Genomic DNA, 10,397 nt, shown 5'->3' on the forward strand with positions numbered 1-10,397 from the left:
ACGGGGCGGCCCGCCCGTGTGCGGGGGAGAGGCCGGCGGATTCCGTTTCCGTCGCGGTGATCCGGGCCCTTCAGCCTTCGGTGTCCGCGAACGCCACGCGCATACTGCGCTTCAACGCCTTTCCCGTGACGCCCACGTGTTCCTCCGCGCCCTTGACCAGGACCTTCGCGACGAGCGGCCAGCCGCGCTCCGCGAGCAGGGCGTTCACCCGCGAGCGCAGGTCGGCCGGTTCGTCGGTGGAGGACGGCACGTCGATGCTCAGCACGGGCACCTGGCGGCCGTCGCCGGCACCGCTGTCGACACCGACGACCGAGCAGTCGACGAGGCCGGGGAAGTGGCGCAGTATCAGCTCCTCGGTCTGGGCGCTGTAGAGGACGCCGTTGGCGGTGCTGATCCGGTCCGTGGTCCGGTCGACGTGGTAATAGAGTCCGTCCTCGCCGCGGTAGGCGAGGTCGCCGGTGAGCCAGTAGCCCTGGATCCGGTTCTTCTCGCTGAGCAGGCTGTTGTTCCAGTAACCCCCGGTGATCGTGGGCGACTTGAGGGCGAGGCGGCCCACCGTCCCGTCCGCCACCGGCTCGTCGTCCGCGTCGAAGATCTCGACCTCCACCCAGGCGAAGGGGCGGCCGATGCACCGCTGGTAGCGGTCGCTGGTGGGCGTGTGCACCGTACGGAACATGGCGAAGCCGAACTCGGACGAGCCGAAGTTGTCGATGAACAGGGAACCGGGAAGCGGGTTCCCCTCCCGGTCGACGTGGTTGCCGCGCGCCACCAGCTTGCGTATGTGCCGTTCGTGGTTGGCGTCGCCGGTGGACATCCACCGCGCGACCGAGGACAGGTCGTAGGCGTCCAGATCGACGCGGCACAGGTCGACGAAGGTCTTGGGGAAGCCCGCCACCAGGTGCGGGCGGAACTCCTGGATGGCGCCGGCGATCTCGCGCGGGCCGCGGCGGGTCGCGAGCAGCGTGGTGGCACGCCGGGCGACCGCCGACATCAGCACCGAGATCGCGGACGCGTGGCTCTGCGGCAGCGCCGAGAGGATACGGGTACCGAGGTCGGCCCGGATCTGCTGCCGGACCCCGAAGAAGAACCCCTTGTGGTTGAACTGCACGGCCTTGGGGATGCCGGTGGTCCCCGAGGTGTGGGCGATCAGCACCGGATCGTCGTCCTCGTGGGTGAAGAGTTTGAAGGCGCCCTCGCCGTAGGGCTCCTCGGTGTAGTACGTGAGCGGTAACCGGTCCTCGGCGAGCCGTTCGGGATCGCTCACCACGGCCGCCGCCCCGACGTGCTCGACGAACCGCGCCGCGGTCTCCGAGGGGAGCGAACTGTTCACGAACACCGGAATGGCACCGATCTTCGTCAGTGCGACGTAGTGGACGAGATAGCGCACGCTCTCCGTCACATAGACCGCCACGGGGTCCTTGGGACGGATGCCGTCGGCGTAGTACCCGGCGGCCACCCGGTCGGTGAGCTCGTCGAGCGCCGCCAGGGTGAGTCTGTGGTGGGTGGCGCCGGTGGGAGAGCGATAGGGCTGATCGAGCTCGATCACGGTCTCGGACGTGTCGCTCGCGGCCGCCAGTCGGAAGAAGTTGCCGGCCCCGAGGCCGTCGGTCTCGATCAGGCCGGTGAGGTCGGCGGCACAGTCCCTGCGGTCGGTCGTCATGTGTATCGCTCCATCGCTGTACGGATGTCCTGGGGGATGGGGATCGGGCCGTGCCCTTCGAGTGACGTGGTCACCAGCACCGCGCGGATGCGGGCGCGCACGTCCCCGCCCGGCGACCCGGCGCACGCGTACCGCAGCTCGAACGACGACTTCCCGATGCGTTCGACGGTGAGCGTGATGTCCAGCGCGTCGCCGAGCCGGCTCGGCGCGAGGAAGTCGCATTCGAGGCGGACGGTGGGAATGCCGATCCGTCGCTCGGCGAACAGCCCCGCGTAGCCGACCTCGAGACCCGTCTCGAACCAGTCCTGGAGCACCTCGTTGATGAGCAGCAGATACTGCGGGTAGAAGACGATGCCCGCCGGATCGCAGTGGTGGAAGAAGACGCGCTTGCGCTGGGTGAAGCCGGTCGGGGCGGCGTCATGCGGAGGCGGGGTCACCGCTGGCTCCTTCCGGTCCGGCCGAGGGGGCGGGGCCGCTGTCGGCGCCGCGCAGACGGAAACGCTGGATCTTGCCGGTGCCGGCCCGGGGGAGTTCGGCGCAGAAGGAGACGAGGCGCGGATACTTGTAGGGTGCCATCTCGGCCTTGGCGAACCGCTGGAGCTCCAGGACGAGTTCGGGCGAGGGGGTGTGCCCCTCCGCGAGCACGACATGGGCCCGCACCACCGCGCCGCGCTCGTCGTCGGGCGCGGCGACCGCCGCGCACTCCCTGACGGCCGGATGGGTCAGAAGGGTGGCTTCGACCTCGACGGGTGAGATGTTGTATCCGGCCGACACGATCATGTCGTCGAGCCGGGCGTGGTAGTGCAGATAGCCGTCCTTGTCGGCCCAGCAGGCGTCACCGGTGAGGTTCCAGCCGTTGCGTACGTAGTCCGCCTGGCGCGCGTCGTCCAGGTAGCGGCAGCCCGTGGGCCCCTTGACGGCCAGCGCGCCGACCTCGCCGTACGGCAGCGGGCGCCCGGCGTCGTCGACGACCGCGGCGAGGTAGCCGGGCACCGGGCGCCCGAGCGCGCCGGGCCTGGTGGCCGCCTCGTCCCCGCGCATCGCGATGAAGATGTGCAGCATCTCGGTGGAGCCCAGCCCGTCGATCAGCTCGTGGCCGGTGCGCTGCTTCCACATCTTGCGGGTGACGGGGGGCAGCGGCTCCCCCGCCGAGACGCACACGCGCAGCGAGGACAGTCCGTACGGAGCCGGGTCCATGCACATCGCCCGGTACGCGGTGGGGCCGCTGAAGCAGACGGTGGCGCGGAACTCGTCGATGGCCTGGGCGAGTTGGCGCGGTGAGACGCGGTCGAGCAGGACGACGGAGGCGCCGATGTACAGGGGGAAGAGCAGCAGTCCGCCGAGGCCGTAGGTGAACGCCAGGGAGGGGGTGCCGATGAAGCGGTCGTCACTGGTGGCCCGCAGCACGTGCTGGGGGAAGGAGCGGCACACCGCCATCACGTCGCGGTGGGAGTGCACGGTCGCCTTCGGCATCCCCGTGGTGCCGGAGGTGAAGGCGATCAGGCAGGGATCGGTGGCGGCGGTGTCGACGGGTGCGAAGCGGTCCGGGTGCTGGGCCATCGCCTGTTCCAGGTCGGTGTCCGCACCCGGATGCGTGCCGTCCCGCGTCGCGCCGGGGTAGTACATCGTCCGCGGGGCGTTTCCGTCCGTGCGGGCCGCCTCCAGTTCGGCGCCGAGGGCGGACTCGCACAGCGCGTGGGTGATGCGCGCCTTGTCGATGACGTACGCGAGTTCCTTGGCGCGCAGCAGCGGCATCGTGGCCACGACCACCCCGCCGGCCCGGACCACGGCCAGCCAGATCGCCACCAGCATGGGAGTGTTGGTGCCCCGCAGCAGCACCCGGTTGCCGGGCACCAGGCCCATGTCCTCGGTGAGTACGTGCGCGATGCGGGAGACGGTCGCGAGGAGTTCGGCGTACGTCCAGCGCACCCCGTGCGGCGACAGTACCGCCAGACGCCCCGAGCGGTCGGCCGCGTCGCGGGGGCCGTCGAGGAGCTCGGTCGCGCAGTTGAGCCGGGCCGGGAAGCGCAGGGTGGGCAGGTCGAGCAGGGTGTCCGGCTGGAGGGAGGGCGGTGGTAAGTGGTCCTGCACGAAGGTGTCGAGGTGCCCGGTGGCCGGCCCGGGTGGTCCGGGTGGCCCGCCGGGGGCGGCGGAGGACGGGGGCGGTGACGGGGCGCGAAAGGGGGATGGGGTACTCAACTGCCTTCCCTTCGGGATGACTTCCAGTCGGCTGACGCCTCATTCAAGGGGCGACGGCGGGGGAATGCGTTGACGATGCGTGCACGGTGGTGGCCTGTTCGTGCGCGGACCGTGCGTACCGTCCCCCGTGGCGTGGAGGTGCCGCTACGGGGGAGTGGGGGGCAGGTGGTCGGGAGAGGGGGGCGAATGCCGTCCCCGCCACGCTAGGGCGCTTCCCGGCGGTGCGTAATCCCGCAGTTTAGGGATTGCGCAATGACGCGGAGCGTGAGGCCTTGGGGAGGGTTCACTGGCCGAAATGCGTGTCTCAAACGGGCAGTTGGTGACGTCGGCCGACTGGCCGGAACCGGACGGGGCCCGACTGGCCGCACCGAACGGCCCCGGTACCCGACGCCCCCCGCCAGGTGGACGCCGCCGCTGGGCGAGGCCTGGCGCGCGGGTGCATTCCACCCGATCTGCCCGTGATGCGATCTTCGTACGTGTGTGCGAGCCTGGTGGGGTTCACCCTCCGAGGTCCCTTGAAGGAGGCAACGTCGTGGGTAAGAAGCAGACCCGGCAGAACCGTGGCGCCCGCACCGGCGGACACGAGCGCGCCGCGGCGGTGGAGACGAAGGGGTCGACCCAGTCGCCCGCGGCGCGGGAGGCGATGCGCCCGGTCCCGCAGGAGACCTCCCACAAGCAGTCGCGGAAGTTCGGGCACAACTGACCGTCGCCGAGGTCGTTCGATCCGCGTTTTCGACGGGGCCTCAGCGCGGCCCGACGATGAAGAGCACGAGCAGCAGCAGGAGCAGGAGCGACCAGCCGAGTACGCCAATCCTGCGGCGGTGCGGGTTGCGCCCCTGGGGCCATTCGCGGACGTCCCGCGTCTCTTTGTCCATGAGGGCCAGCTTATGAGCGGACGGCCGGGCGGGGCTATGCCGTGCGTCGCAGGCGTGCCGAGAGGTGGTGCTGGAGCGGTCGGCCGACCGCCGCCAGGTCGTGGACGAAGGTGAGGGTGTCGTCGCCGGTGAGGGTGTAGCGGCGCCGGGTCGCGGTCACCTCCTTGGCGGTCGGGGTGAGGGCCACCTGGTCGGCGGAGAGGTCTACCGTGTTCTCGCCCGCGTGGCCGACCGCGATCTCCGCGATACCAGTGGGCTGGGTGATCAGCGCCTCCACCCGGCCGTCGGCCTGGAGCCGCCACCAGCCGCTCTCCCGCGCGGAGGGGCGCAGCGGCGCGTCATCGACGCCGAGCAGCCAGGCCCGCGCCTCGTACCGCAGGAAGGGGCGCCCGTCATGGCTGAGGACGACTTCCTGCGCGTAGGAGAACTCCCCGTCGATGGTCGGGTACGCCCCCTGGCCCCGGCCGTGCCAGGTGCCGATGAAGCCCAGCACCGGCCCCAGCAGCTCGTGCGGCGCGGGCACGTCGTCGATGCGCCCGCTGTCGGGGTACGGGTTGTCCAGCACGGGATCGAACACGGGGGCACTCCTGGGGTCGGGGCGGCGGCCGGGCCGGCACCGGGTGGGTGAAGCCTAGAACGGGTACCCCCGGGTGGCGGGCCCACCGCCCCGACATCGGCAGGTGGTGGTCGTATACCGGCAGGTGATCGCCCGGTTGCGGGCCCCACTCCCACGGCCGCCCGGCCGGACGGCGGCTCCCGGCCGCGTCCGGTGGTCCGGCCGTCCGTCCTTCCGCGTTTGCGGACCGGCGCCGCCCGTCAGTTCGCCGACGCCCGTACCGGGCCGGCCGGATCCACCGGCGTCAGCACCCCCAGCCGGTCCTCGACCGCCTGGGCCGCCTCCAGGCACAGGTCCTCGCGGAAGGGCCGCCCGATGATCTGCACCCCGCAGGGAAGCCCGTCGGCCACCCCGGTCGGCACGGCCACCGCCGGTACGCCCACGAAGCTCGTCGCCGTACACAGGCGCATCGCCGAGGCGACCCGGTCCCGGCCGGCCCTGTCACGCGACTCCAAACCCGGCTCGACCGGCGGCTCGGTGAACGACGGACCGAGCACGAGCGGATACGTATCCAGGAACTCCGCCCACGAGCGGCGGATGTTCAGCCATGTGCCCATGAGCCGCATGACCTCGTCCGCCCCGGTGGCGGGCGGGGTCCGCTCCATCGCCATCTCGATGTAGCGGTGGCCGCCCTCGCCCAGAAGGGTGCGCACCACCGGCCAGCTGGGGGCGAACTCGGTCATCGTGATCCGGTCGTACGCTTCGAGCGTCTCGGCCAGCCGCGGCACGTCCGCCACTTCGCGCACGTCGTACCCCGCGTCGCGGAGGGCGTCGGCCGCCCGCCGGATCGCCGCCGCGACCGTGGGGTGGACGCCGCGTCCGCCCGGGTCCGCGACGACCGCCACCCTCGTCGCGCCGGGCAGCGGTTCGCCGTACGCGGGCACCGCCACCGCGCGCGGGTCGCGGGGGTCGGTGCCGGCCAGCACCTCGTAGGCCAGCCGCAGATCGGCGACGGTCCGGGCCAGCGGGCCGTCGGTGACCAGCATCTGGGAGGCCGGGCCGGGGTCGTCGGGCCCCAGGACGCGATGGTCGGCGGGGAAGCGCCCGGGGGTCGGCTTGAGCCCCGCCACTCCGCAGAACTGGGCGGGGACGCGGATGGACCCGCCGGAGTCGTTGCCGAGTCCGAGCGCCGCCATGCCCGTGGCGACGGCCACCGCGTCGCCTCCGCTGGTACCGCCGGGTGTCCGCTCGTGGTCCCACGGGTTGAGGGTGTCCCCGAACAGCTCGCTGCGGGTGTGCATGCCCGCCAGGATCAGGGTGGGCATGTTGCTGTGCCCGATCGGAACGGCGCCGGCGGCGCGCAGCCGGGCCACCGGGGGCGCGTCGGCCGGGGCGACCAGATCGCGGAAGCGTTTCACGCCGAACGTCGTCGGTACGCCCTCGATGGGGGTGGACTCCTTCACCGTGAACGGCACGCCCGCGAGCGGCCCGAGAGGCTGCCCCGCGGCCCGTCGGCGGTCGGTGTGCTCCGCGCTCTCGCGGGCGCGCTCCGCCAGGAGCTGGGTCACGGCGTTCACCCGCGGATTGACCGCGCCGATGCGCTCCAGATGGCTCTCGACCAGCTCGGCGGCCGTCACCTCCCCGTTCCGTACGGCCGCCGCCTGTGCCGTCGCCGGCCTGCTCCACAACGCGTCCCGCATGGTGCGCACTCTCCCGTTTCCTTGTTCCGATGCGCTTGCATCGGAACAATAACCCGGGTACCGATGCGGATGCATCGAATAAAGTGGCCGCAGCGTGAGGATCGCGGTGAACACGGCACATGGAGGCGAGTGCGCATGCCCCGGCAGGTGGACCACGAGGAGCGGCGCCGTCTCATCGCCGACGCGGTGTGCCGGCTCGCCGACGAACGCGGGCTGGAGGGGGTGACCCTGCGCGATGTGGCCGCCCGCGCGGAGGTGTCGATGGGTGCGGTCCAGCGCTGCTTCCGCACCAAGGAGGAGATGCTGGTCTTCGCCCTGGGCGCGGTCGGTGAGCGCATCAACGCGCGCGTACGGGCCCGCCTCGTCGCGAGCCCGGCCCAGTCGGCCGCGACCGCGCTGGGCCACGCGGCGAGCGAGATCTCCCTGCTGGCGCCGGAACACCGCGCCGAGGCCCGGGTGTGGCTCGCCTTCGTCGCCCAGGCGGCGGTGAACGAGGCCCTGGCCGGCACGCTGAAGGCCAACTACGCCTCCCTGCACGAGGTGTTCGTCCGGCTCATCGAGGAGGCCGACGAGAGCGGCGCGCCCAGGGAGCCCCTCGACATCCGGCCTCCAACCGGCCGGCGTCCCGACCCGCGGCACGAGGCCCGCGCCCTGCTGGCCCTGGCCGACGGGCTCACCGCTCACGTCCTCGTCGGCCACCTCACCGCGCGCCAGGCCCAGGAGGTCCTGCACACCCATGTGTCCCGGCTGTGGCAGCGACCGGCCGGTCCTGCTCACTCAGGCTGAACCGGGCGGTGTGTCGCGCGGCGTGCACGTCATGGGGAGCGGACCAGGACCGAGCGTGCCCCGCACCCGTACGCGCAGGGTCGCCCCGGGGTCGGGCGTCAGCTCCCAGCGGGTGCACACCGTGGCCAGCGCCAACGTCATCTCGGTGAGCGCGAACTGGTCGCCGATGCACTTGCGGTTGCCACCGCCGAAGGGCACGTGCGCGCCCCGGGGAAGTGTCTCCTCGCCGGCGGCCCAGCGGTCGGGGTCGAAACGCTCCGGGTCGGGGAAGAGGTCGGGCTGGTGGTGCAGGAGGTAGGCGCTGTAGAGGAGCGCGGTGCCCTTGGGCAGGGGATGACCGGCGAGGGTGGTGTCGGACGTGGTGACACGGGTGAAGAACCACCCCGCCGGATACATGCGCATCACCTCGTGGATGATGCGCCGGGTGTGGGCCAGACCGTCGAGGTCGGCCGGTGTGGCGGTGCGCCCCGCCAGGGTGGCGTCCACCTCCGCGTGCAACCGCTCCCGTACCTTCGCGTCCTGGCTGATCAACCACAGGGCGAAGGCGAGGGTGTTGGCGGTGGTCTCGAAACCGGCGCCGATCATCACCATCAGCTGGTCGCGGATGTCCGTGTCGGACATCGGCTCGCCCGTGTCGTCGTCGTGGGCGCGCAGCAGCATCGAGACCAGGTCGTGTTCCCCGGGCGCCGCCCGCCGGGTGGCGATGATGTCGTCGATGGCGCGGTGCAGCCGCCGGCAGGCCTGCCGGTAGCGGCGGTTGCCACGGGTGGGCAACCGGTAGAGCGGGCCGAGCGGCAGCATCACCCTCTGGTAGATGCCGTCGATGACGGTGTGCAGACTCTCCAGCACCTCGGCCACCGCGGAGTCCTCCGCCTCCGCCGCCAGCACGCTGCGGGTGACGATGCGCAGGGTCAGGGTGGTCAGCGCGGCGGTGACGTCCAGCCGCTGACCGGGCCGCCAGGTGGTGGTCATACGGTCCACCTCCTCGCCCATCACCACCGCGTACCCCTCGATACGGCCGGGCTGGAAGGCGGGCTGCATCTGGCGGCGCTGCCAGCGGTGTTCACGCCAGCCCGCCATCGGCAGACTGCTGCCGAACAGCACCCGCGCCTTGTCGAAGAACGGGCCGCCCTTGTCGAAGGTCCGCGAGTCGGTGAGCATCTGGTGCGCCGCGTCCGGGCGGCAGACGACATAGGCCGGCCAGGGCCCCATCCCGATCCGTACGAGGTCCCCGTGGGCCGGCAGCGAGGAAAGGAACTCCAGCGGCCGGGCGTGGAGTTGCCACGCGTGGCCGAGCAGCGGCAGCCCGCCGGGAGCCACACCGGCGCGCGCCGGTGAGGGGGTGGTGGTCACAGCGGGACACCTCCAGGGGAGACATGCCGGGCCCAGTGCGCGGCAGGCCGTCGGCTTCCGACTATCCTCCCCGCGCCCCCGTACGGGAACCCGGCGCGAAGCAGCCCGCGAGGGCGCGGCGGGGACGGACAGCACCCCCCTGCCCGTACGCGGCGTACGAGGAGGGGGGCGAGGCGTCCTCCTGGACACCGAACGGCGGTCGCGGGGTCGCGGCGTCGCGGGTCGGTGGTCGCCGGTCCGCCCCGAGGCGCCCGGCGCGGCGGGTGGTTTTCGCGTCCGCGTTCCGGCTTGCGGTTGCCGTAACGTCAACTTCTAGTGTCCTCGACGGGGCCGGAAAGACCGGCCCGGCGATGGGAGGCACGGCCATGACCTGGTCGATCGCGGACGTGGCCCGGATGTCCGGGGTGACGTCCCGGACGCTGCGGCACTACGACGAGATCGGCCTGCTGCCGCCCGCGTGCATCGGCGCCAACGGGCACCGCCACTACGAAGAGGCCGACCTGCTGCGGCTCCAGCAGATCCTGCTCATGCGGGAGCTGGGCCTGGGGCTGCGCGAGATCCAGGCCGTCCTGGAAAGCCAGGCCGACCGGGTGGCGGTGCTCCGCGAGCACCACCGGCGCCTGCTAGCCGAGCGCGACCGGCTGGAGACGCTGGCCCGCACGGTCGGCCGCACCATCGCCGAACTGGAGGAGAACGAGGACACCACCATGGTGAAGATCAACCGCCCGGAGAACCTGTTCGAGGGTTTCGAGCCCACCGGCACCGAGGCCGAGGCGGAGGTGCGGGAGAAGTGGCCGGAGGCCTGGGAGCAGTCCCGGCGGGCCGTCGAGACCATGACCCCCGACGACACCGAGCGCTGGCAGCGCGAGGTGACGGCGCAGATGATCCGCTTCGCGGAGTTCATGGCGGCCGGGACGCCGGTCACCGACCCCGCGGTGCAGGCCGAGACGCACCGCCACTACGAGGGCGTGTGCCGCTTCTGGACGCCGAACGCCGCCGCGTACAAGGGGCTGGGCCAGACCTACGTCGAGGACCCCCGGTTCCGGGAGAACTTCGACAGGATCGCGGACGGGCTCGCGCTCTACCAGCGCGACGCGATGGCCGTCTACGCCGACACCCGGCTCGGCTGACCGACCGGTGCCGGGGGTGCCGCCCCCGGCGGGGGGGGGGGGGGGGGGGGGGGGCCCCCCCCCCCCCCCCCCCCCCCCCCCCCCCCCCAGCCCCCCGCCCCCCCCCCGGCGGGGGGGGGGGGGGGGGGGACGGGGAGC

10 protein-coding genes are annotated in these 10,397 nt (G+C 72.4%); 3 read left to right on the top strand and 7 right to left on the bottom strand.

Annotated elements, in window-relative coordinates:
• Positions 1 to 70: 70 nt before the first annotated feature.
• From ACZ4MU_RS28850 to ACZ4MU_RS28860, 3 genes are read right to left on the bottom strand one after another with little or no spacing between them, the layout of a single operon-like run.
• A complete protein-coding gene (locus tag ACZ4MU_RS28850) occupies positions 71 to 1,660 on the bottom strand; it encodes a class I adenylate-forming enzyme family protein (RefSeq protein WP_467882092.1) in 1,590 nt (529 codons plus the stop codon).
• The gene (locus tag ACZ4MU_RS28855; RefSeq protein ID WP_467882094.1) at positions 1,657 to 2,097 is read right to left on the bottom strand and encodes an acyl-CoA thioesterase; all 441 of its coding nucleotides are present in this window, start codon (positions 2,095 to 2,097) and stop codon (positions 1,657 to 1,659) included. The genes ACZ4MU_RS28850 and ACZ4MU_RS28855 overlap by 4 nt, the downstream gene beginning before the upstream one ends.
• The gene (locus ACZ4MU_RS28860) at positions 2,078 to 3,859 is read right to left on the bottom strand and encodes an AMP-binding protein (protein WP_467882095.1); all 1,782 of its coding nucleotides are present in this window, start codon (positions 3,857 to 3,859) and stop codon (positions 2,078 to 2,080) included. Before ACZ4MU_RS28860 ends, ACZ4MU_RS28855 begins: the two co-directional genes overlap by 20 nt.
• Before the next feature lie 532 nt (positions 3,860 to 4,391).
• Between ACZ4MU_RS28860 and ACZ4MU_RS28865 the strand changes: the two genes are divergently transcribed.
• A complete protein-coding gene (locus tag ACZ4MU_RS28865) occupies positions 4,392 to 4,562 on the top strand; it encodes a hypothetical protein (protein WP_467882097.1) in 171 nt (56 codons plus the stop codon).
• Between the two features lie 40 nt (positions 4,563 to 4,602).
• Here the strand turns inward: ACZ4MU_RS28865 and ACZ4MU_RS28870 are convergent, their stop codons facing one another.
• The 3 genes from ACZ4MU_RS28870 to ACZ4MU_RS28880 form a co-directional block, all read right to left on the bottom strand.
• Positions 4,603 to 4,734: a hypothetical protein gene (locus ACZ4MU_RS28870; RefSeq protein ID WP_467882099.1), complete on the bottom strand. Its 132-nt coding sequence runs from the start codon at positions 4,732 to 4,734 to the stop codon at positions 4,603 to 4,605.
• Positions 4,735 to 4,768: 34 nt separating this feature from the next.
• Positions 4,769 to 5,311, bottom strand: a complete 543-nt coding sequence (locus ACZ4MU_RS28875; RefSeq protein ID WP_467882101.1) for a heme-binding beta-barrel domain-containing protein — start codon at positions 5,309 to 5,311, stop codon at positions 4,769 to 4,771.
• 239 nt (positions 5,312 to 5,550) lie between these two features.
• Positions 5,551 to 6,990 carry an amidase gene (locus ACZ4MU_RS28880; protein WP_467882119.1) on the bottom strand — a complete coding sequence of 480 codons (1,440 nt, stop codon included), beginning with the start codon at positions 6,988 to 6,990 and terminating at the stop codon, positions 5,551 to 5,553.
• 135 nt (positions 6,991 to 7,125) lie between these two features.
• On the opposite strand from ACZ4MU_RS28880, the gene ACZ4MU_RS28885 reads away from it, so the two are divergent.
• Positions 7,126 to 7,776, top strand: a complete 651-nt coding sequence (locus ACZ4MU_RS28885) for a TetR/AcrR family transcriptional regulator (protein ID WP_467882103.1) — start codon at positions 7,126 to 7,128, stop codon at positions 7,774 to 7,776.
• On the opposite strand, the gene ACZ4MU_RS28890 is transcribed toward ACZ4MU_RS28885, so the two are convergent.
• Positions 7,768 to 9,129: a cytochrome P450 gene (locus ACZ4MU_RS28890; RefSeq protein WP_467882105.1), complete on the bottom strand. Its 1,362-nt coding sequence runs from the start codon at positions 9,127 to 9,129 to the stop codon at positions 7,768 to 7,770. The genes ACZ4MU_RS28885 and ACZ4MU_RS28890 overlap by 9 nt on opposite strands.
• Positions 9,130 to 9,494: 365 nt before the next feature.
• Here ACZ4MU_RS28890 and ACZ4MU_RS28895 point away from each other — a divergent pair, with 365 nt between their 5' ends.
• Positions 9,495 to 10,259 carry a MerR family transcriptional regulator gene (locus ACZ4MU_RS28895; protein ID WP_467882107.1) on the top strand — a complete coding sequence of 255 codons (765 nt, stop codon included), beginning with the start codon at positions 9,495 to 9,497 and terminating at the stop codon, positions 10,257 to 10,259.
• Positions 10,260 to 10,397 lie beyond the last annotated feature (138 nt).

The sequence above is a fragment of the Streptomyces sp. NPDC026377 genome (genome assembly GCF_055567715.1).

Bases quoted from the DNA above. Each gene is read 5' to 3' on its own strand.
- ACZ4MU_RS28850 (WP_467882092.1), bottom strand. From the start codon at position 1,660: ATGACGACCGACCGCAGGGACTGTGCCGCCGACCTCACCGGCCTGATC.
- ACZ4MU_RS28870 (WP_467882099.1), bottom strand. From the start codon at position 4,734: ATGGACAAAGAGACGCGGGACGTCCGCGAATGGCCCCAGGGGCGCAAC.
- ACZ4MU_RS28880 (WP_467882119.1), bottom strand. From the start codon at position 6,990: ATGCGGGACGCGTTGTGGAGCAGGCCGGCGACGGCACAGGCGGCGGCC.
- ACZ4MU_RS28885 (WP_467882103.1), top strand. From the start codon at position 7,126: ATGCCCCGGCAGGTGGACCACGAGGAGCGGCGCCGTCTCATCGCCGAC.
- ACZ4MU_RS28895 (WP_467882107.1), top strand. From the start codon at position 9,495: ATGACCTGGTCGATCGCGGACGTGGCCCGGATGTCCGGGGTGACGTCC.